The following is a 22306-nucleotide window of genomic DNA, read 5'->3' as shown; positions in this document are numbered from 1 at the left end:
CATTAAGGAAGTAAGCTCCTAGCCCCCCGCCACCTATCGATTATTCTTTTTCACCCATAGACCTGACCTATAGGCCACCCGTTACTCCTGGCACCATCGACTTCCTTGTTTATTATCACTGTCCACGAGTGCGACTTTCCCTGCACACCTATATCTGGATCCCCATGGCTACCACATTTTCTCAATGCCAGGCTCGCTGCCAGACATCTGGTTATTGGTCACCCAACCTAAACCAAGCCGCTGCGTCCTCTTTTCACGATGCTGAACAATTATCAATGCCAACATCAATCTGTTGTGAGAAATTGAAAAAAATAGAGAAGGATTTTTACATCGATTTTGAGGGATAAAACCATGCACATCTTCTTCAAAAAGAAAATATATAACGACCATTTTGTTGAGGCATTGAGGACCTTTGGGCTGGATCAGGGCGATATCGATCCCGCCGCCTACAGGAAAATCACCCAGGGCATTCGCGAACGCTCCAACAGTGTCCACAAGAAATTCCAGATGCCGGAAAGTGAGATCATCAAAGAACATACACATACCGCTGCAATCGCCGCAGCCTATTGTCTGCTAGGAGTCTGTCGGGTTTGATCCATTGAGCCAGGGATATTTTCCGGCCCACCGTGTTTTTCCCATAATCGCTGCCTCTGTAGGAATATAAGCCCTATGTAGGGCAGTGAATTATGAAAGACTGACCTATCCTTGTCGATATCTCAGCCTGCCAGCGCATGCATCCGCTTCAGGTTCCATGCCGTACATACCAGATTCCATTCACCTTGCGCTGAATCACTCCCTCGAAGGTGAAATTGCCGAAATCCCATTACTTCTTTGATAATGCCGAAGACGGTCTCAACTGTCGATTTCCGTGTGGCATACACGGCCTTGCCTTCCGGTGTACTGAGTCGATGCCTCATTCGGGTTAACATATCGGCATCTTCCGGGCAGGGCGGCACCTGTTTCAGCCGCTCTTCCAGCGGCAGGTTGTGCTGTTCGCGGCTATCGGAGAGGTAGGGGGTGATCTCCTGTGCTTCACAACGATTGACATTCTCTTCACTGAAGTAACCCGTATCCGCCAACAGACCTTGTGGTTTTCCCAGCTGCTCTTCTGCTGCCTTCAGTTGTGCAAGTGCAGGTTCTATTTCCTGTTTGTCATTGGGTTGCTGGGTAATATGGTTCTCCACGATCAGGTGGGTACCGGTATCAACTGCCGCTTGGGCGTTATAGGCCTGAACAAACCCTTCCGATGAGGGCATGATGCGTGACTCCTCATCCGTGAAATTGACTTGGTCTTTTTCCTGTGGACCTTCTTCTGGCGGCTTTGGCACTCTACCTCTGGCCTTCTTCCCTGTCTTTTCCTCTCGTTCCTTACGCCGCTTCACCTTCTCTTCGTATTCCGCCCGTTCTTTTTCAAAGCGCTCACGCGCTCTTCGTTCGATCTCTTTCTTAGCCTTGGCTATCGCAGCAAGCCGGTCCTCACGACGTTTGAGTTCCTCTGGAATATCCAGTTCCGGCTCTTCTTCTGCATCGGCCTGTTCGGCCTTTTTCAGCAACAGCTCGACTTCACGATGAAGCTGCTCTTCAAGCTTGTTGGCATACCCCCAACTCATCGCCTTGTGTTTGCTGGCATTGGCCTTGACCTTTGTCCCATCCAAACTCACATTGCCTATCTTCAAAAGACTCATCGCCTTGGCTATCACTAATATCTGGACAAAGAATCCCTTCAACTCCTTGAGAAAGCGTTTGCGAAAGGTGGCGATGGTGTCATGGTCTGGATGGCTGTCTGCCGTAATGAACCGGAAGGCCACGGAGTCGTAGGTGGCTTGCTCCAACTTTCGGCTGGAGAATACGCCGGTTGCGTAACCGTAGAACAGCAGTGAAAGCAAAATGGCTGGATGGTAGGGCGCTTTTCCTCCGCCACCGTATTGAGATTCCAGCTCTTTCAGATCCAGCTGTTCTACGATGTCCACGATAAATCGCGCCAAATGGTTCTCTGGTAGCCAGTCCTGTAATGAGGGCGGCAACAGATAGGGGGTGTCTCGATTAATCGTGCGGAATTTATCTGACATACTGACTTCGGTTCGTTATTCTTTGGCTTACAGTATTTTATCAAATGGGACTGGTTAAATCCGACAGACTCCTAGGACCCAACAAAGCCGTTAAACAGTATCCTGAACTTCAGAATGAGTTTGAAGAGGTGGAAGAAGATCTATTAAATGCAAGAGAAGAAGCGAACAGCCATAGTATCCATCTCATGGTCTTTTCGATCTTGAGCGATCAACTACTCTGTCATCCTGATACGCTGCTGTCCCATTAACGGGCAAATAAAAGGATATTTGGTAGACTTAGAGAACAGGCAACATTGAAAAACTCCCCACACGAAAGTGCAGGGAGTAACGCCAGACTAATAAGCGTTTTTCGGCGAGAGTAATTTGGCTACATCTGAAATTCCATGTTTAAGAACGAATACGTTCTTAAACCCGATATGACGCAACCCTGTGGCAATCGCCATCGCCCTGTGGCCAGCCTTGCAGACAATAACAACCTTTCCAGTCGTAGGGATTTTTGCCAAGTTGGCTGATGTGAAAACCTCATTCATCGGAATAACTGTACTGTTGGCTAAGTTAAAGCCATAAACTCCAGTTTCTCCCGGCGTCCGAATATCCACGATAAACAGCTTCTCGCCCTTTTTCAGAGACTCCACAAAGACCTTCGTTGGAATCATCTGCAACGCCTTTGCGGTGCCTTTGCCTGAGAATGAGCTGAAATACTGTTCATAGCTCTTTGCCAACCCTTGATCATAGGAAAAGGCTGGGCCAACAAAGAATACAGACAGGATTACTAACAGAAATAATTTTTTCATACATACCTCCTCTAACAGCGCACTGCTAACCTCGATGGTCATGCATGAGGAGGTTTACTTGCCATCCCTCGAGCCCCCTCCTGCTACCCCGGGTGCTCATTCCTTCTACTGGTAATTATAGTATTGAAGTGCTGCTTTGATGCGATTTTCCTGATTTTCCCCAGTTTATTAATTTTAGTACATCGGCCATCTTCACACCGCGCCTGACAACGTGCGGCCGAGAGGGAAAGACTCACGTCCTATCGTTTTTCACCCTGCGGCAAGCCGCACTGCCTCGACCTTATACTCGGGCGTCATACTCTCTTGGTCGAAGATACCGCTGGTAAGATGATTGATGGCAATCTCCGGAAAATGAAAGGTCGTAAAAAGAACACCCGGTTTTACCTCATCACTGACCCGCACATTAAGATGGGTAACGCCGTTGGCCGACTGAATCTCCACCCGTGAACCGTCCGTAAACCCCTCTCTTGCCGCATCGGCCGGATTGATCAGCAAAACATCATGATCGACCAGTTCCAGATTGGGTGTTCGCCGGGTCATGCTGCCGCAATTGTAATGCTCCAGCCGTCGACTGGTCGTTAGAATATAGGGAAACTCTGCGGAGTGATCGAGAAGCTCCGGGGTCTCCTGAAACTCGAAGAAACGGAACCTGCCCTTAGGCAATTTGAACTGCTGCTGATGGAGAATTTTAGTTTCAGCTCCATCTACCGCTACCGGCCACTGCTTGCCGTTACCATGGAGGTTTTCCCAGGTAACACCGGCAAAGAACGGCACCACCTGGGAAATCTCCTTGAGCAGTTCGGCGGGATCATAGTCTCCTTGTGGATATCCCATGCGCTCCATCACGTTGCAGACGATCTCACCGTCCGGCCGAGTACCTCGTAAAGGCTCGACGGCTGCGTTGAGTTTCTGAATTCGCCGCTCGCCGTTGGTGAAGGTTCCGCTCTTTTCAAGAGATGATGAGGCCGGCAGAATGACGTCGGCCATGCTGCATGTCTCGGTCATGAAGAGCTCCTGTACGATCAGAAGATCAAGCAGACTGAGAGAATACTTCACTTCGCAGGAGTTAGGATCTGTCTGCAGTACATCCTCGCCCATGATCCATAACGCCTTGAGCTTGCCATCCCTCGCGGCACCAAACATCTGCGGAATCTTCAGACCCGCCTGGGTCGGGATTTCGGTGCCGTAGACCTTCTCGAATTGGGCCCTGATCTCCGGCTGTTTATAGTCCAGATAGCCTGCGCCAAAATCCGGTTGAACCCCCATGTCGACGGCTCCCTGGACATTATTCTGCCCGCGCAGTGGATTCATGCCGGTACCCGGGCGGCCGATGTTGCCAGTCATCATAATCATCGAAGCGAGCATCATGATCGCCCGGCTGCCCTGGTAATGTTCGGTAATTCCAAGGCCATGAAAGGCCATGGCCCGCTGGGAACGGCCGTAAATCTCGGCGGCATATCTGGCGTCTTCACGCGAGACACCGGTTGTCTTTTCCAGTTGATCGAGATCCTGTGCCATTACCTTCGCACTGAATTCCTCGAAACCCTCGGTCCGGCCGGCAACGAAAGCCTGATCGACATATCCCAACTCGATCAGGTAACGGCAGAGCATATTAAGCAGGGCTACGTTGCTGCCCGGGCGCGGTTGCAAGTGACATGCGGCATACTTTGAAAGTTCGGAGCGGCGTGGATCAACGATGATGAGATCCGTATCCTGGATTGCCGCTTGTTTCAACCTGGCCCCGGTAACCGGATGTGCCTCAGTGGGGTTAGCGCCAAAGATTAGCAGGCAGTCGGCCAGCGGAATCTCCCCGATCGAATTGGTCGCCGCACCAGTACCGTAGACCTGCTGCATGCCAAAAGCAGTTGGGGAGTGACAGACCCGTGCACAACCGTCAATATTATTATTGCCGATCACTGCACGCATGAACTTCTGCATCAGATAGTTCTCTTCATTGGTACAGCGGGCCGACGAAATGGCTGCGATGGCATCCGGACCATGTTCATGCTTGATGGCATCGAGCCGTTGCGCGATATAGTCGAGCGCCTCATCCCAACTGACTTCGACCAACTTGCCATCACGGCGAATCATCGGACTCGTCAGGCGGTCCGGATGGTGTACGTATTCAAATGCGTAGCGCCCTTTGAGGCAGGTGTGTCCCCGATTGACCTCTGCGTCTTCGATGGCGCTGATAGCGGACACGCGACCTTGCTTGACCTTTACCTCCAGATTACAGCCAACGCCGCAGTAGGTGCAGACGGTCTGGACTCTGTTATCTGCCCGCAGAGTCTTGGCACGGTAGCGGTCACTGAGGGCATTGGTCGGACATGTCTGTACGCATCGACCACAGGAGACACAACCCGCCTCGCCAAAGTCACCCGCCAGGCCCTGGATGATATGGCTCTTTATGCCACGATTGGCCATGGATAATACGAACTGACCTTGCACCTCATCGCAGGCACGGATACAACGATAGCAATGAATGCACTCGGCCGGATCGAATCGCAGATAGGGATGGGGTTGCGCCGGCTGACCGGGTTCCTGCTCCCGTGGATAGCGGCTGTCGGTGATACCGTACTCGCGCAGCAGCTTTTGAAACAGCGACGGATTCTCGTCCGCCGCAGGTTCAAGTTTATCCTGCGGGTAGTTACTCAACAGTAGTTCGAGTATGCCTTTTCGCACCCGGCTCAGACGCTCTCCGTGGGTCGAGATATGCAAACCATCTGCTGCGGGGGTATGACACGAGGCCATTAAGCGACCGGCCTCCCCCTTGCCACGCGCCACTTCGACCAGACATATCCGGCAGGCGCCAAACGGCTCCAATGCCGGGTCATGGCAGAGCACGGGAATCTCGTTGCCCCCAAGGTGCCGGCTGACACATTCATAGAGGGTTTCGCCCGGTTTGAATGGATAGGCCGTGCCGTTGATAGTGAGCTGGTTCATTTGGCTGTGAAATAGGGGGTAAGTTCATCATGAAAATGCGTCAGGGCATTGCGCATCGGTAGTGGAACACCGCCTCCCAGGGCGCACAATGAACCGGCCTCCAGAAGCTCCAGCAGCTCATCAAACAATTTGCTATCCAACGGATTATCCGCTGATGCCTGCTCCAGCAGGTGACTGCCCTTCGCTGTCCCAAGCCGGCACGGAGTACATTTCCCACAGGACTCCTCGGCCATGTATTCGAAGATATGGCGCATGAAATCGATCATGGGAAAGCGCTTCGGGATGGCGATGATTCCAGCATGCCCCAAGGCGAAACCGGATCGCTGGAAACTCTCGAAGTCCACTGTCAGAGCATCGATCACGGCAAGCGGGAGAATGGATCCAAGCGGTCCGCCCACCTGTAACGCTTTCACCCCGGTCTTGAACCCCCCAGCGTCGCCGAGGATCAGATCACTGAACCGATAGCCGAAATCCACTTCGTAAAGTCCTGGTTTCACAAACTGACTATCAAGCGAGATGAGCTTGGTCCCCTTGCTCTCCTCGGTGCCGATGGCGGCATAGGCTTCGCCGCCGTGCTGCAGTATCCAGAAAATATTGGCGAATGTTTCCACATTGGAAAGTAGCGTCGGCTTGCCCCAAAGACCATAGGTGGCAGGAAACGGGGGGCGTACACGAACTTCAGGACGCTGCCCCTCAATCGAGCTGAGCAGCGCTGTCTCCTCACCGCAAACGTAAGAACCTGCGCCTTCGATGATTCGAAAAGAGAAATTATGTCTAATCTGATCCGGCAAGGAATCAAACTCGGCAATAGCCGCTTCCATCCTGCGAATCGCCGCAGGGTATTCGCGACGGATATAGAGCACTCCGGTGTTGGCGCCTGCTGCGACTCCGGCAGCATACATGCCCGCCATAACCTTATGTGGTTGCTGTTCCAGCAGATAGCGGTCCGAGAAGGCACCGGGATCGCCCTCGTCCGCATTGCAGACGACATCTTTTTCGCTGCCTTGAGCCTCGGCTGTAGCGCGGCATTTAAAGGCAAAGCCAAAACCCGCACCACCTCGGCCGCGGAGTTTCGAGCGCTCCAGTTGAGGAAGTATCTCATCGCGCTTGTTGAGTGCGATCCGATAGAGTGCTTCCAACGAATCGACCGGGCCGGTAAGTATGGCTGACCGGGAGAGGCAATAGACCGGTATTTCCGGCCGGCTTAAACCGTCATCCCCCTGATGGTATCCATCCAGCCGGCCTTCAGCTTCGTGTTTCAGCAAACCCGCTCCGCGATAGCAGTATCCGCAGCACATGGTTTTGTCCGCGTGCGGATGGCGCGCCGCGGTTTCTGCTGCAGAACCGTTTACCAGACAAGCTGTGCCGTGGCACACCAACACTTCGCTGTTCTTCGTCTGTTCGTTCAGAAAGTCATAGAAACTGGCGGTTCCTTTGATGACCGAAGTCGACAGACGAGCCTCCTCCGCCAACAAGGTCATTGCCGCATCGGTCTTCTCTGTGTCTGACTGAATCGTCGCGCTGAGCAAATCGAATAGATTGTTTTCAAGGCCCTGGTGACTGCTTAATGCACGGATATTTTTTGACATGTCCTCTCTCTCAACGCCTTGGTTCCGCCCGTTGGTATGACCTCGGCATCAATAGACTGCAAAGGCAGTCGGCAAAAATGTGATTTCTTGTGCATTCTTCTGACACATATTCAGTTCTTTTATCGAGGATAATATAGTGTATGGCTCCTTGCCAACCGCACCTGAATAAAGATGAAGGATGGCGTTTTACTCATTTCATGAGCGCCTGGTAGGGTGTGCCGTGCGCACCAGAATAAGCCGGTACAGCAATTATCGTGCGCATGGCGCACCCTACGCTCGTCACATTTAGCGATGCTACTCCCCCCATGCTATTAACCCGGCATGTTAATAGATCATGATATACTGCCGTCATGAACAAAGAAGATGCCAGAAGCCTTCCTGCACTAGCCCAGGAAGAAAAACGCAAACAAGCAGTACGGATGCGCAAGCAAGGCCAGACCTACAAAGCGATAGGGGAATCAGTAAGGGTCCATGAGCGCACTGTGATCCGCTGGATCCGCACTTATGAAACCCAAGGTGATAAGGCTCTGAAGGCAAAGAAGCAGGGCCGGCCGATGGGAGCGGGAAGATGCCTAACGCCAGAGCAAGAAAAACAGATCCAAAAGCTCATCTCTGACAAGACACCTGATCAACTCAAGATGGCTTATGCACTGTGGACCAGAGAAGCCGTGAAGGAACTGATAGCTCAGGAATTCAAGATCAAACTGGCAATTAGGACGGTAGGAAAATATCTGTCTTTGTGGGGCTTCACCCCACAGAAGCCCTTGAAGCGGGCCTATGAGCAAAACCCCAAGAAAGTTGCCCACTGGCTGGACGAGACCTATCCTGAGATCAAAGCACAGGCTAAGGCAGAGAAGGCGGAAATCTATTGGGGAGACGAAACTGGGATGCGCAATGATAGCCAGCACGAACGGGGTTATGCACCCAAGGGAAAAACGCCCATTATCCATCTCAATGCCAAGCGAGCATCAACCAATATGCTTTCTGCCATTACCAACCAGGGTAAGGTGCGTTTCAAGATATTTGAAGGCAACATGAATGCGGATATCCTGATCGATTTCATGAAGCGACTGATCAAAGCAGCCAAGAGAAAAGTCTTCCTTATACTAGACAATCTACGTGTCCATCATGCCAAGGTTGTCAAGGAATGGCTGCAGGACAAAGGAAAACAGATTGAAGTTTTTTATCTACCTGCATATTCGCCTGAGATGAATCCAGATGAATATCTGAACTGTGATCTTAAGCATGGGGTGCACAGTGGGCTGCCAACCCGATCAAAGGAACAGTTAAAGAGCAAGGTCAGGAGTCATATGCAAATGCTGCAAAAGAAACCGGCTAGGGTTAGGAAGTATTTTGAGCATCCGCGTATTCAATACGCCGCTTAATATGGCTTATTATGATGCCGGGTTAATAACCATAACCACGAACTCCGAAACTTGAGTTTTAAGTATGAATGGGAAAAGAATTCTACTTATTCTGAGTGTCGGCTGGCCTTACAGTATATTCATGGTTTTTTCGACAAATAAATCCGTTGGTTACCTTTGATCAGGCTAATTTATCAGCGCCTGGCCGTCGGATTTTTTTACACTTGACTAACCACCCATTACCTAAGTCGTTGATTTATATTGGTGGCGCGAATATTGCGCAGGTTAATAGAAATCCAGGCTGTTTGAGCATGGAATCAGGAGTCAATCATGAAAGGCGCGATTAAATCTGCTTCGCTTGACGAAAACAAATTCCAATCCTTTCTCCTATCCACACTTGGCAGGTCCCGTAGGAATGCGAGAACTTATTCTGTAGCTCGTAGAATCCACAACCCTGACTCTTTTGGGATTAGGTCCCGCTGGCCCGGTTTCTACAGGCAGAGAGAGATTTAGTTTGAGGGCGCTTAGCTCCAGTCTACTGCGGGCGAGAGTAAACAGGGACAGATCATGGGTTTTAGGGCCTGTTAACACTATGCGGATACCCATTGACAGAGCCCTTTTTTTCGGCGTACTGAGCGTCGTGTGCTTGTGGTACATGAGCGAAAGTACAACGCAGGTCTATAGAATTAATCGTTCAATTGTAAGCCTTGATTGGGGCAAGACACTGAGGCATTGTGGCACGTACAATAGGTGCTACGCTGTTGATATCCCGCTACGGATTAGTTTTTTGACCATACGGGTAGTGACCAAAGTCCTCAGCGCGACGCTGACAACCCGAAATGAAACTGATTCGAATATGATTGGATACCATGAATCTAGCGAAAGCTGAACAGGCAATTGTCAACGGCATCTATGCCGCAGTGGCTTGGCTGATTCTCGATTTTGGGCTTCTGCTCCAGGTGCACGGGGAACAAACGCTTTCCTTTCTCTTCTCGCGGCCAGAAATGGCCGCCGGAGCGATCATCGTAATCGCCTGCATCGCGGGACTATTTTATAAATCCCGCTTGGCATCCATATCGCTTTTCCTACTCTTCTTTTTGCCCCTGGTATTACGCGCAGTACAGGGGTCGTTTCCCTCCACTATGTTATTGTTATTTTCTCTCATTCTGCTCTACTTTTTCCTCACCGCCATTATAGGCACCTTCAATTACCATCATCTCAAGACATTGGAGCGGGAAACGAACAAACCGGAGTGACTGAATTGACATGATGATAAGAGCCTCCCAAAAACTGGCCACGCTGAACCATACGTCACGCAAGCGACTCCGATTTTACTGCAGTTAACGGCTATTCAGGGTCTGGCTTACTGGATCAAGCTGTGAATTTCACCTGCGTGTCCCGATAACTCGTAATACACCGCCCGGCAATCAACTGAACACTTCCAAAAAGTACTGATCGTAGCCCCGGTTGGCGTAGATGGCTTCCATCTTCTCCTCCCAGAAGGTGCCGAAATCCAGAGCGTCGGTGAAACGGACCTTGCCGAGATTGGGGTCAAGAAATAGTATCGGGCCGTCCGGCACCACCGCCGTGAACGCGGTTGCATGCTGCCCCCCGGTGGATTTGCGGATGCGGCTCATTACCGCCAGGGTAGCGGTACCGTGAGGTGGCGCCGAGGTGGTCAGCAGATCATCGATCGCCATCGCTACCCCAGCCCCCAGCCCAAACAGATCGGCACTTCCCTTGGCCACGACGCGTGAACTGAGTCCATCCCGTTTCATCACCGGTGCGATTGCCTCGCCAAAGCTCTTGCCCCCTGAACCTTCGCGGATCTTCGCCTCCAGCAACGCCTGCACAAAACGGGCGGAGGCAGTGGAACGCCCACCCTGGATTCCTTTGGAGCGCTGCATACCGTTGGGCTGCACCAGATCGTGCCGCAGAAACGAGTAACAGATTCCGGCACAGATCCCCTCTCCTTGGGCAAACCCCTTCACCAAGGGATCCTGTCCCTGTTGGTAGGCCATGATCACCTCGCCGTTTATACCGGCATCATCGAGGATCTGCTGGAACTTTGCCTTCGTCCACGCCATGGTTCCGTCTCCCGTGGAATCGACAAGTGGAAACCCGGCATGCATACGCCGGGGCTATTTTAAGTATAGATGGGAAAAGATTACATTGAGTTAGGGCCTGTCAACACTATGCGGATGGCCAGCATTTTCACCAGAATAGACACATCTCGTACTCACGAATAGAGAAAGGAATTCGACTTACTCTGAGTGTCGGCTGGCCTTACACTATTGTCATAGTTTTTCGACTAATAAATCAATTGGTTACGTTTGATCATGCTATTTATCAACTTTTGGCCGTCGGATTTTTTTACACTTGACTAATCATCTATTGCATAAGTCCTTGATTTATAGTGGTGGCGCGAATATTGCGTAGGGTAATAGAAATCCAGGCTGTTTGAGCATGGAATCAGGAGTCAACCATGAACGGTGCGATTAAATCTGCTTCGCTTGGCGGAAACAAATTCCAATCCCTTCTCCTATCCACACTTGGCGGATCCAGTAGGAGTGCGAGAGCTTATTCTGTAATTCGTAGAACCCAACACCCTGACTCTTTTGGGATTAGGTCCCGTTGGTCTCGGTTTCTACAGGCCTTAGCTCCAATCCGCCGCACGCGAGAGTAAACAGAGGACAGGACGATATTGCCAGTAGGTTTTATGTGCTCACAGGCAAAAAGCCTTAGCCATATCTTCAAATCCCTTTGGCAAAATACACTCACTACGCTTGATTTGCCGCGACTTGGCAATCAGAAAAGGAGTAAATACACCAGTTGAGACCTTTGCTGATTCAGAAGGATTTTTCAATTCATCAATATCTCGCTCATAAAAATCCATTGCTATCTGGTTAAGCTCTGCAAGGCCTGCGCGATTGGAAGTGATTTGTTGATCAATCCATCCTGGCATCTTGCTGACAGAAGCTGTCCTTGCTTTTTGTAACAGCGGGTTCATGTGTTGGTTTAACAGCTCCTTATGGTGCTTTTGCGTAAGTACAGCACTGTATTCTTGATTAACACGTCTGATCGCAACTTGATATTCACGCAAACCATTAAGGGAGTGATCGACTGTTTGATATTTTGCTATCAATTTGTCAGTTAATTCACGAGACAGACCAAAGTTCACTTTATCAAATTCACGATCTATACGAGACAGTCCAAACGAAGGCATAATACCCCTGTAAGATAATTTCATATTCTCGCTTGTCGTCTTCAGCTTCAAAATACCTTCTTTGGATGCGGAAAAGCTTTCCCAATTAACAGCCGCTAGACTTTCATCTGCAATTCCATTTGCTACGATTTTTTGCACTCTGTCCAACTCTGATAGGAATTGCTGCCTGTCACTTTCTGGTAAAGCCGCGAATAGCCCGCCTTTGGCATCAGTCTCATCAATACCAGCCTGAATTTTTTTCAAGCTTTCCAGATTCACAGGCAATGCATTCAATTCTTCAGCCATTTTCGGCAAAAGCTTCCGCGCATCGCGGATAGAGGTTGCAAAATACATGTTGCGGTGCCACCCGATACTTTTAACTGTATTTTGAAAAATATACGGCGCGTAATCCGCAGACTGCCCACTGATCTTCCGCAAGGAATCCAATAGGGCCGTGTGTTTGGTATCACCAGTGTTTTCTAAAAGAGCCGAGCATTGTTGCCCCAGACTTTGAAGCACACTTGCATCTTTGGCAGTCAATCCATCGTAAGCAACACCCAGCATATCAAAAGCCAAATTCGACTCAACAGCCGAAGAACTAACCTTTCCAGCAGGCGTTTCCAGTACTTCACTGGCAGCAAGATACCACTCTAAGTACTGCTCACATTGTTCAATACTTGCCCTTGAGCGAGGCTGGAAGCTCGCAACAAGGCCTTCCGGATTCACTCTTGTATCAAATTCAGTTTTCCAGGCCTGGAAGGTCGTGCAACTACTGGCGTTCGTCGCATCTCCTTCCATATAGGAGCCATCCTCTGTTAATATCGCGTTAATATCAGTAGGTGGAATATCTCGTCCAAACCTATCTTCTACGTAGCCTGAAGACCGCAATTTAAGTTTACGTGATGCACTATTATATTTACCTTCTGCACGGAGAACACCATATTTCCGATAGGATGATCTGGCAAAACCCTTCAGCACACCCCTGGTGTTCGCTTCATCCAGATTAAGAAAAAGAAATCCAAAATATTTTTCACGTCCACAATTCATCTGGAAACGCCAAGGATCACCTTGAAACTCTGTGGATGGACTCACGGATGCAAGCCCCGCATAGTATCCTTCCATTTTTTTGTCCCTTGCTGCCTTGTTATTAGCCTTTTTCTTCTCCAAAGCAATTCGTTTCGCCTCTTGTTTCTTAGCCTTTTTTGCTTCACGCTCTGCTTTTTTCTTAGCTCTTTTTGCTTCACGCTCTAATTTTTTCCTGGCTCTTTTAGCTTCACGCACCTCTTTTTTTGTCATCGTACTCTCATCTACAGCTGCTAATTGAACCCTTTCATTAGATTCGCTGGAAAATACAAAAACAGGCAGGGAAAGACACCCCAGTAAAGTCACACTGATGCCAATTCTACCCATAAAAGAAACACTAGATGCTTTCGTACACATGTAACCATTCCACCAATGAAAAATCCTGTTCTATTTACAAGATCTGTAGATTATTCCGCAAAATATTCTAAAAAAGACAGTCAGATATTTTCTCATGTAGACCGTCATATTTCTGCGTTAGCTGCATGAAATTTTTCCCCTGATCATAATTCTCACCCAACCAGTCAATATCGCTCCGTGCCACTCCGATCCTGTCAAAACCGGAAGCAAAACACTCGCAAACGAATTGTGATTTCGTTGCTTCACCTCCTTTAGACATAGAATGGATTTTACAGCTTCTTTTTAAGGCAGGCAGACCACTATAATGAAGTGGCGGCCTATTGTTCGCGTAGGCAACAATATTTTTGTACAAATTAGTAAAAACGACACTCTTGCAGCCATAATCTTTTGCGAGAAGCTTTCCATCCTTTAGCCCTGATGCCTTTGCTATATCTACATCAATTGCCCCAGCCATGAGATTTGCGCCACCAGTGGTTAGAAAATCTTTTATCGCTGTAAATGCTAATTCCATAGATCGGTTGGCATTCATGCCACCAATCCCTTGTGTAATATCAAAACCAACAGCTCCACCTCCTTTACGCATCAACGCGACTGGAAGCGATGGATCATTCAATCCTGTGCAATATTCATCCAGCATCACGTAATCGCCTGAAAAATATTTATTAATTCTACTTTGTCAGATTCCATCACCCGGCAACCGACTGTTCCAGCGTCTGTTTTCGATATTGGGAGTCGATAGCCGCTTGTCGTTTACGATGCCGTTTCGTCATTTGCCGTAGTATTTCATCGCGTTCAATATCTCGCCGTGGCAGGAAGGCACGCAATAGCGATTCGATGTCTGAACAACTGAGTAAGGGGTGATCATCTTTTTGCACAATGTGTTAACAAATCAAATCCCGACATTATTTATTTCGTATTTTGAAACAGAGAAAAGGCTTGGTGTTTGCAGAATTCAGTTTTGTAAAGAATCCCGACAAAAACGGGGTTTTTGATGATCTATGTCAGGTTTTTCTTTGCGGCGTAACATTTCAGAGAGGGACGTAATAGACAGAAAGGGAACAAAGTGCCTGGGAATCAAAGTGTTATCGGATTGCTGGCGTTATATTGGTGTGTAAGTAAAACCGACACTTTTATGGATTTTGTCGTGCTGGAGTTTTGCGGGACCCGCTTTGCTTGATCTCTTCTACATTCTTGTTGTTATCTGAGTGAAGACAAAAGGCACACGCCTTGCTATTATTCAAAGGTGAAGACTTTTGCTTGGAATCCGGAAAAGAACGATCTGCTCAAAGAAGAAAGAGGGGTTTCGTTCGAAGAGGTTGTTCTCCATATCCAGCTTGGAAATGAGGTGGACATCTACGACCATCCCAACCAAGGGCGTTATCCAGGCCAGAAGATTTCTGTTGTTCTTATTGAAGGTTACGCATATCTCGTGCCTTTTGTTGAAAATGAAGATGAAATCTTTCTGAAAATTATCATTCCGAGTCGTAAAGCAACTAAGCAATATTCAGGTGATTCCAATGAGTAAGCTTGATTCTGAAGAGAAAGAGATCCTTGAAGCCTTTGAAAAAGGCGAGCTTAAACGGGCGAAAAATGTCACGCAGGAGATCAAGCAACATAAAGCTGTTGCTGAAGCGACATTTAAGAAAGATGCCCGTATCAACATCCGTCTATCTTCCCGGGATCTTCGCTCGTTGCAGGCACGGGCTTTAAAGGAAGGTATTCCATACCAAACATTGGTGTCCAGCGTTTTGCACAAGTTCGTTGATGGTCAGCTTGTGGATATATCAGCCAACAAATAACTCAAGTAGGTTGGTGGATCCGCTTCGCTTGATCCCCCTTGCATTCTAGACAGAGCATGGGCGGCATCGTCATTTTGCTCAACGCCTATCTCTTCGGCCTGGGTATTCCCAGCCGCTGCCTTCTCTCCCACAGTGCCTTACGACTGATGCCGAGTTTTTTTGCCAGTTCTGTCTCGGTCATGCCTTCCTGATGTTGTAGGACGAACTGCCGAAAATAGTCTTCCAGCGAAAGATCTTCAGATGGGGAGGCAGTAGTCTCGGTGGCTACCGAGATGTCGATGGCAAGCAGGTCGGGTGTGATGAGATTGTTCTCACAAAGAATTACCGCACGTTCGATGGCATTCTCCAGTTCCCGGACGTTACCCGGCCAGGCATAACTGGTGATGGCGTTGAGTGTCTCCTGAGTGAGTTCCATCGTGGTGCGGTTGAGTTGCTTGCAGATCTTTTGCAGCAGGAATACGGAGAGTTTGATGATGTCCCGTCCTCGTTCACGCAGTGGTGGCAGGTTGAGCTCCATTACACGCAGGCGGAAGTAGAGGTCGCTGCGAAATTCACCCTCCTGCACCCTCTGTTTGAGATCCTGGTGGGTGGCGGCGATGAGGCGAATATCCACCTGTTTTGACCGCTCGGAACCGACGGGTTTGATCTCGCCATTCTGCAGTACCCGTAGCAGCCGTGCCTGAGCGGCTGCCGGCAGTTCGCCGATCTCGTCGAGGAAGAGGGTGCCCCCATCGGCACATTCGATCAATCCGGTGTGTGCGGTATCGGCGCCGATGAAGGCGCCTTTTTCGTGACCGAAGAGTTCCGATTCGATCAGTGCCTCTGGGATGGCGGCGCAGTTGACGGTGATGATAGGTGCGTCGTTGCGTCTGCTCTGTTCGTGCAGGGCGCGGGCTACCAGTTCCTTTCCGGTGCCTGATTCACCCAGAATCAGGGTTGTTGTATCGGTCGGTGCGACTTTGCTGATGCGGCGGCAGATCTCCACCATGGCGGGGCACTCTCCCACCATGCCCTTTACCGGATAGTTCTTTTCGAGTTCGGACTTGAGCACCGCCTGTTGCCGCAGTTGTTTGGCGTGTTTAAGGATGCGTTTCACTAACAGCAGCAACTCTTCATGATTGAAGGGTTTGGCGATGTAGTCCACTGCGCCGCGCTTCATAGCGTCCACCGCTGCCTGTACGCTAGCGTAGCTGGTCATGATCAGTACCGGTACGGGTGCCGCCGGTTTGATCAATTCGACGCCGGCCAGACCGGGCAGGCGAACGTCGGCGATGATCAGGTCGTAGTCACTGAGTCTGTACTCGGTTTCGGCCCGCTCGACCGAGTCGACATCATCTATGCGGTATCCTTTGCGTTCCAGCAGGCGCCGCATCGCATTGCGGATGACGCTTTCATCCTCGACGATCAATATCCGACTCATTGCTTGTTACTTCCTCTGGGCATTTTCAGTACAACCCGGGTGCCAATACCGGGTTTTGAGTCGATCTCGATGCTGCCGTTGTGGTCGTTGATGATCTTATACGCCAGGGCCAGGCCAAGGCCGGTCCCTTCGCCGGGGGGCTTGGTGGTGAAAAAAGGCTCGAAGACGTACTCCTGCTTTTCTGCCGGGATGCCGGCTCCCTGATCCAATACCTCGATTGCGGTCTGTCCGTCTTTCTGCCAGGCAAAGCACTCCACCCGGTCACCGGGAGAGGATGCCTCAACGGCGTTGGAGAAGAGGTTGACCAGCACTTGGGATATCTTTTGCCGGTCTCCCAACAGCATCAATTCTGATGGGCAGTGGTTGATACACTCGATCTGTTTGCCCCGGTGGGTGAGCTGGACCAGCCGGATCGCTTCGTCTGTCAGTTCCCCCAGGGGAAAGCGCTGGAAATCGGTGCCGACCTTGCCGCTGCGGCTGAAGTTCATCAAGGTTTGGATGATGGTGGTGATGCGGTGGGTCTGGTTCATGATCTCATCCAGACTCTCATCAACGATCTGTCGATTCTCCTCCTCTCGCAGATTCTGGGTCAGAGAGGCGATGCCGGTGACCGGGTTGCCGATCTCGTGGGCGACGCCTGCGGCCAGTCGTCCGATAGAGGCGAGACGGTCGCTGTGGGCCAGTTCTGCTTCAAGAATCTCCAGATCGGTAAGATCCTCCAGCAGCATGACCTGGCTGGTACGGGCCTCTACCACGGGGTGGTCGGGGGCTGTGGGGCCGGGGATCGCCGCCTTATGCAGATTGAACCAACGTGGTTTTCCTTCATGTTCCACTTTCAAATGATGGATGTGGAAATCCTGTGCGGCGGCAAAACCGGCCAGCAGCTGGCCCCAGGATTCGGGCAGCCGGTGCAGCGGTACACCCAACACATCCTTTGGCGCAACTCCGGTCATCACCTCCATCGCCAGGTTCCAGATTACTACAGTTTGCTCCCGGTCGACGGCACAGACGCCGAGTGGGAGATCAAGCAGGATCTGCCGATGGTAACGGCGCAGACTGTCGAGATCGGCGGAGAGTCCACGCAATCGGGAGCGGGAGTCCTCCAGCTGCTCCTCCACAAAACGCATCGAGTCGGCCAGCGCGGTCTTGGCGTGGGCATCGAGCTGCAGGCGGCGACTGATGATAACGTGGGCGAGCTGTGGGCCGATCAGGCCGGAGAGGTTGCGCTCCAATCGCTCCCGCAGACGCCGCAGTTCGGTGGGGCGGGTTTCACTGGCCTGCATGCCGAGATCGTCGAGGGCCTGTTGCACCTCTTTTTGTGCCGTCTCCAAACCCAGCACGCTGGACATCTCTTTGACGAACTGATCGGTGGAGGTGGCGCTGACCACACCGCTAAGGGGAGAGAATGTCTCGCTGCAGCAGGCGTATGCGGCTTCCCGTTCGCCCCGGCGTTGTGTGGTCAGCAGTGTGCCGAGGATAAAAAAGAACGTATTGAAACTCAGCGAGCAGAAGGTGGCGAACTGCCACTTCTCCATGCCTGCGTAGTGCCGCAGGGCTTCGACGTCGATTTCGGTTCGCACAAAACCTGAGGCCTCCAGCATGGGCAGCAGCAGGGTGATGCTCCAGACTCCGATGCCTGCAAGCAGACCGGTTATAAGACCGCTTCGGTTGGCGCGGCGCCAATAGAGCAGGCCGATGATGCCGGGCAGGAACTGGGCCACGGCGACAAACGAAATCAGACCGAGCTGAACCAGCCCCTGATTCTGCTCCAGCATGACATAGAAACCGTAACCCGCCATGACGATGGCGCCGATCAGCAGACGGCGTCCCCACAGCAGCCAGCGGTAGAGGTTGACCTCCGGTGCCGGATAGCTGGCGGGCAGAACCAAGTGGTTGAGTGTCATTGATGAGAGCGCGAGAGTGGTGACGATCATCATGGCGCTGGCGGCGGAGAGCCCGCCGATGAAGGTCAGCATCGGCAGCCATCCCGGTCCTTGGTTCAGTGTGATGCCGAGAGCGTAGTAGTCTGCATCGATTCCCAGTTCCAGCCGTGTACCGGCCCATAGGATTGGAGGAATGGCCAGGTTGATAAGCAGGAGAAATAGCGGGAAGGCCCAGCTTGCGGTATTGAGCGCCCGTGGCTCCATGTTCTCTGTAAAGAGCATGTGGAACTGACGCGGCAGCAGGAAGGCGGCGGCGAAGGCGAGAAACAGCAGGGTGCCCCAGGAGCCTTCACGCACCGGTCGGTAGAGAGACTCTATCGCTTCAGGGTGCTCGATCAGCCACTGATTGAGACCCGAGGGGCCGGAGAAGATGCCGAAGATGGCAAAGAGCCCGACAGCCAGCAGTGCGACAAGTTTGACCAGTGATTCAAAGGCGATCGCCGCTACCAGCCCCTCGTGTTTCTCTCTTGGGGATGTGTGACGGGCACCGAACAGGATGGCAAACAGAATCAGCGTGATACAGAAACCCAATGCCAACACCTGTGGCGTCGCCTCCTGGGTCAGTACCCGCATCGATTCAGTGACGGCGCGGATCTGCAGGGCGATGTAGGGCAAGGTACCCACCAGCATGAAAAGGGTTACCAGGATACCGGCAAACTGGCTACGGTAGCGGAAGGCGAAGATATCTGCCAGGGAGGTGAGCTGATAGTCGCGGGTCAGCCGTAGAATGGGCTTAAACAGTACTGGGGTCAGGGCAAAGGCGATGGTGACCCCGAGATAGATGGTGAGAAAGAGGTAACCCTGAGTCTGGGCGAATCCCACGCTACCGTAGTAGGTCCAGGAGGTGGCGTAGACGCCGAGTGAGAGCACATAGACCGAGGGGTGGTGCAGCAGCCGTTCCGGTAAACGTCCGCTGTCTGCCGCATAGGCGATCAGAAAGAGCAGGATGAGATAGGCGATTCCGACCGAGAAAAGAAGTGCCAGATCATGACTCATGGTGCTGCCTGATATGGATGAGTGCACCGAGCAGGATGGCCACCAGCCAGAGCAGATAGGGCAGATACCAGGGGCTGCCGGGGTTGGTCCACCAGTAGACGACTGGGGAGGCAAAGAGAAAAAGGATAAACAGGACGAGCAGGATCGTCTTGTCGTAGATCGGTCGATTTTCCTGACCCGGCTGCATGCAGAGAGCCTAGCAGTTGTTACAGAAGGTAACAATGCGTAGTGCGCATTAGACTGGCGGACGGTTTTCAGATCCCGTCCGGTATCTGTCAGTTATTCAGGTGCCCGCTTTCGTCACCAGATCAGGAATACTTTGGGCGGAAGCGGTCGGCTAAAAAGTGTACCTGTGCATCACTACACCCATGCTTGAAAAGGAAAGCGAATTGTTACCAGGTTTCTGGATGGACACTATCCGCAGGCCTGAGATTATTGCGCCTGGTTGCTGTTTTCGATGATTTCGTGCAGCTTGGAAGAGAGCTCGGTAGGCTCGAATTTTGGTACATAGGCGTCTGCACCCACGCCCTTCCCCAGCTCCTGATTAGCCTCGGCGGAGAGAGATGAGTGCATGATGACCGGGATATCCGCCAGTCTCGAATCCTCTTTTATTTTTTTGGTCAGCACATATCCGTCCATCTCAGGCATCTCCACGTCAGTTAGAATAATCTGGATGAAGTCACTGGCCTTGCGGTCAGTTACAGCAGCCCGATCGGCGATCTCCTTTACCTTTGCCCAAGCTTCGGCACCGTTGGATGTGCTGATATATTTTATGCCCATGTGGTTGAGAGTACGGACGATTTGATCTCTCGCCACGACGGAGTCATCGGCAAACAGCAACGTGATCGCTCTATCTCCGATGTGTTCGATACCATCGAATAGGTCTTCGCTCTCACCAAACCCGGAGGTCTTGGCGAGTACCATCTCCACGTCCATGATCATCACCAGTCGGCCATCCTTAAGTTCGGTGACGGCAGTCACCAAGCCTCCATGCTGTTGTATCATCATCGGTGGTGGTACCTTGACATCCTCCCAGGCCAGCCGTTCTATAGTGTCGACCGCATGTACCAGGAAGCCCTGCACGTTCTTGTTGTACTCGGTGATGACCAGGATACTGGGTTCCTGTTCTGTCTGAATGCCACAAAATTTGGGTAGGTTGATCACCGGGATCATATTCCCTCTCAGACTGACCATGCCCTCCACAGAGGGGGGCATTTCTGGTGCGCGGGTTATTTCGGGTACCAGCATGACCTCGCGAACCTTGAAAACATTAACGCCGAAGGTCTCTTCCCTGCCGGTATTCATATCACGTCCAAGGCTGAAAAGAAGCACCTCCAGTCGGTTGGTACCCGCCAGACGGGTGCGATCATCGACTGATTTAATGAAATTTGCCATTACTCGTTATCCAGTTGTGGAAGTGGATTGAGAAGGGACATCCTCGTTATGCAAAGCAGGGATTATTCCTCCCGGATCACTAACGTTAGCGGCCAATAGGCGAAAAGCTTTAGGAAGTTGTTTCCAGAACATTGGGGTTGGGTGAGATTTGGCTTGCGCCTAAGGATTAGAAGTGTGTTGATAGAGGGCATTGTCCCGTCGCTGTAAGGAAATGTGTTGTAACAATGCAGGAATCGTTAATACTTGTTGATGAATTCGGCAACCGGACCGGCACTGCCGGGCGGGGGGACTGCCATCTTGGACAGGGGGTCAGGCACCGTGCCTTCGTTACCTTCCTGAGCGACCCGGCCGGACGACTACTGATCCAGAAACGCCAGGGAAGTAAACTCGGTGGTGGACGTTGGGATGTTTCAGCCACCAGCCACGTCCGTTCCAACGAAACCTTCGCCGCAGCGATTCGACGCTGTCTCTCCCATGAGCTCGGTATTGCAGATGGGCTTGTACCTCGCTATCTGCTCTCTTACACATATCTTGAGCAACTGGATGGCCGTGCTGAGAATGAGTACTGCTCTCTATTTGTATTACCTTACGATGGGCCGGTGGTGGCTAATCCTGAAGAACTGGAGAGCTATCGCTGGGTGTCGGTTTCGGAACTACTCGATTGGTATCGTTCCGATAGCGTGGGATTCACTCTGTGGTTTGGAGAGGCGTTTGAGCGGATGGTCAGATATCCGTTACAGGAGTTGAGCGATGGATAATCCAATCGACATGTTGATAGATTCGTTTCAGCGGGCAAAAGCCGCCGGTGACACGAATGGGCCATTCTTCGCCATGACTACTCTGGACGAGTCCGGTTTCCCGATGTCCCGGACGGTCACTGTTCGAGAGATATCGACCACGGGTATCGTTATCTACATCAATCGCGTGAGTCCCAAGATCGAGCAGTTGAAACTCAATCCTGCCTATGAACTGCTCTTCTTCTGGCCGAGTCAACTGCGGCAGTTTCGGGTGCGTGGCAGTTATGAGATTTTTGAAAATGAAGATCAGCGCCGTAGCTGGGAGCAGAAGCCCTATACCGGCAAACTTTATGACCTTTTTCAGGTAGAAGTTTTGTCGCAAAGCACTGAACTGCCGTCACGGGAAGCCTACATCGAGACAGCGGCGGAAGTTCGCGCCAGGTTTCCCGAAGAGAGCAGTCTGGAGATGCCACATGAGCTGGTCTGTCTGGGCTTCCAGCCAGACTATGTCGAATCCTGGTACGGCGATATGAAGGATCGTCTGCACGACCGTCGTCTCTTTCGTTTGCAAAATGACGGGAATTGGTCGGAGCAGGTGTTGGTTCCTTGATC

19 protein-coding genes are annotated in these 22306 nt (G+C 51.3%); 6 read left to right on the top strand and 13 right to left on the bottom strand.

Going from position 1 to position 22306, the window contains the following annotated elements; genetic code table 11:
• Positions 1-168 precede the first annotated feature (168 nt).
• The 5 genes from HPY30_02900 to HPY30_02880 form a co-directional block, all read right to left on the bottom strand.
• Positions 169-537, bottom strand: coding sequence for a hypothetical protein (locus HPY30_02900; GenBank protein QYZ65031.1), 369 nt, complete (start codon positions 535-537; stop codon positions 169-171).
• Positions 538-716: 179 nt separating this feature from the next.
• The gene (locus HPY30_02895; protein QYZ65030.1) at positions 717-2069 is read right to left on the bottom strand and encodes an IS1182 family transposase; all 1353 of its coding nucleotides are present in this window, start codon (positions 2067-2069) and stop codon (positions 717-719) included.
• Between the two features lie 335 nt (positions 2070-2404).
• Positions 2405-2863, bottom strand: a complete 459-nt coding sequence (locus HPY30_02890) for a rhodanese-like domain-containing protein (protein ID QYZ65029.1) — start codon at positions 2861-2863, stop codon at positions 2405-2407.
• Between the two features lie 249 nt (positions 2864-3112).
• On the bottom strand, positions 3113-5806 hold the full coding sequence (gene fdhF / locus HPY30_02885; GenBank protein ID QYZ65028.1) for a formate dehydrogenase subunit alpha: 2694 nt from the start codon (positions 5804-5806) through the stop codon (positions 3113-3115).
• Positions 5803-7395: a formate dehydrogenase gene (locus HPY30_02880; protein ID QYZ65027.1), complete on the bottom strand. Its 1593-nt coding sequence runs from the start codon at positions 7393-7395 to the stop codon at positions 5803-5805. The genes fdhF and HPY30_02880 overlap by 4 nt, the downstream gene beginning before the upstream one ends.
• 350 nt (positions 7396-7745) lie before the next feature.
• On the opposite strand from HPY30_02880, the gene HPY30_02875 reads away from it, so the two are divergent.
• Positions 7746-8780 (top strand): IS630 family transposase, encoded by a 1035-nt coding sequence (locus HPY30_02875; GenBank protein ID QYZ65026.1) that lies wholly within the window; start codon positions 7746-7748, stop codon positions 8778-8780.
• A gap of 848 nt (positions 8781-9628) precedes the next feature.
• Positions 9629-10015 (top strand): hypothetical protein, encoded by a 387-nt coding sequence (locus HPY30_02870; protein QYZ65025.1) that lies wholly within the window; start codon positions 9629-9631, stop codon positions 10013-10015.
• Positions 10016-10186: 171 nt separating this feature from the next.
• Here the strand turns inward: HPY30_02870 and HPY30_02865 are convergent, their stop codons facing one another.
• The 4 genes from HPY30_02865 to HPY30_02850 all read right to left on the bottom strand — a co-directional run bounded on the left by HPY30_02865 (position 10187) and on the right by HPY30_02850 (position 14279).
• Complete coding sequence (locus tag HPY30_02865; GenBank protein QYZ65024.1) at positions 10187-10846, bottom strand: hypothetical protein; 660 nt, start codon at positions 10844-10846, stop codon at positions 10187-10189.
• Positions 10847-11484: 638 nt separating this feature from the next.
• Entirely contained in the window at positions 11485-13404 is a 1920-nt protein-coding gene (locus tag HPY30_02860) for a hypothetical protein (protein ID QYZ65023.1), read from the bottom strand.
• Between the two features lie 67 nt (positions 13405-13471).
• Entirely contained in the window at positions 13472-14041 is a 570-nt protein-coding gene (locus HPY30_02855) for a hypothetical protein (protein QYZ65022.1), read from the bottom strand.
• A 49-nt stretch (positions 14042-14090) separates the two neighbouring features.
• Positions 14091-14279: a hypothetical protein gene (locus HPY30_02850; protein QYZ65021.1), complete on the bottom strand. Its 189-nt coding sequence runs from the start codon at positions 14277-14279 to the stop codon at positions 14091-14093.
• A 368-nt stretch (positions 14280-14647) separates the two neighbouring features.
• Here HPY30_02850 and HPY30_02845 point away from each other — a divergent pair, with 368 nt between their 5' ends.
• Together HPY30_02845 and HPY30_02840 are read left to right on the top strand one after the other, a co-directional pair.
• A complete protein-coding gene (locus HPY30_02845; protein QYZ65020.1) occupies positions 14648-14929 on the top strand; it encodes a BrnT family toxin in 282 nt (93 codons plus the stop codon).
• Positions 14922-15203, top strand: coding sequence for an antitoxin (locus HPY30_02840; protein QYZ65019.1), 282 nt, complete (start codon positions 14922-14924; stop codon positions 15201-15203). Before HPY30_02845 ends, HPY30_02840 begins: the two co-directional genes overlap by 8 nt.
• 85 nt (positions 15204-15288) lie before the next feature.
• On the opposite strand, the gene HPY30_02835 is transcribed toward HPY30_02840, so the two are convergent.
• The 4 genes from HPY30_02835 to HPY30_02820 all read right to left on the bottom strand — a co-directional run bounded on the left by HPY30_02835 (position 15289) and on the right by HPY30_02820 (position 20957).
• Positions 15289-16623 carry a sigma-54-dependent Fis family transcriptional regulator gene (locus HPY30_02835; protein ID QYZ65018.1) on the bottom strand — a complete coding sequence of 445 codons (1335 nt, stop codon included), beginning with the start codon at positions 16621-16623 and terminating at the stop codon, positions 15289-15291.
• Complete coding sequence (locus HPY30_02830) at positions 16620-19562, bottom strand: PAS domain-containing protein (GenBank protein ID QYZ65017.1); 2943 nt, start codon at positions 19560-19562, stop codon at positions 16620-16622. The genes HPY30_02835 and HPY30_02830 overlap by 4 nt, the downstream gene beginning before the upstream one ends.
• Positions 19552-19749, bottom strand: coding sequence for a UTP--glucose-1-phosphate uridylyltransferase (locus tag HPY30_02825; protein QYZ65016.1), 198 nt, complete (start codon positions 19747-19749; stop codon positions 19552-19554). Before HPY30_02825 ends, HPY30_02830 begins: the two co-directional genes overlap by 11 nt.
• A 245-nt stretch (positions 19750-19994) precedes the next feature.
• On the bottom strand, positions 19995-20957 hold the full coding sequence (locus HPY30_02820; protein QYZ65015.1) for a chemotaxis protein CheV: 963 nt from the start codon (positions 20955-20957) through the stop codon (positions 19995-19997).
• Between the two features lie 224 nt (positions 20958-21181).
• On the opposite strand from HPY30_02820, the gene HPY30_02815 reads away from it, so the two are divergent.
• A complete protein-coding gene (locus HPY30_02815) occupies positions 21182-21715 on the top strand; it encodes an NUDIX domain-containing protein (GenBank protein QYZ65014.1) in 534 nt (177 codons plus the stop codon).
• Positions 21708-22304: a hypothetical protein gene (locus tag HPY30_02810; GenBank protein ID QYZ65013.1), complete on the top strand. Its 597-nt coding sequence runs from the start codon at positions 21708-21710 to the stop codon at positions 22302-22304. Before HPY30_02815 ends, HPY30_02810 begins: the two co-directional genes overlap by 8 nt.
• Positions 22305-22306 lie beyond the last annotated feature (2 nt).

The organism is Gammaproteobacteria bacterium (ex Lamellibrachia satsuma), from assembly GCA_019623805.1.
GTDB lineage: Bacteria > Pseudomonadota > Gammaproteobacteria > Chromatiales > Chromatiaceae > QGON01.
Note: the sequence above shows the minus strand (reverse complement) of the source record. Positions and strands in the feature narration are given on the sequence as shown.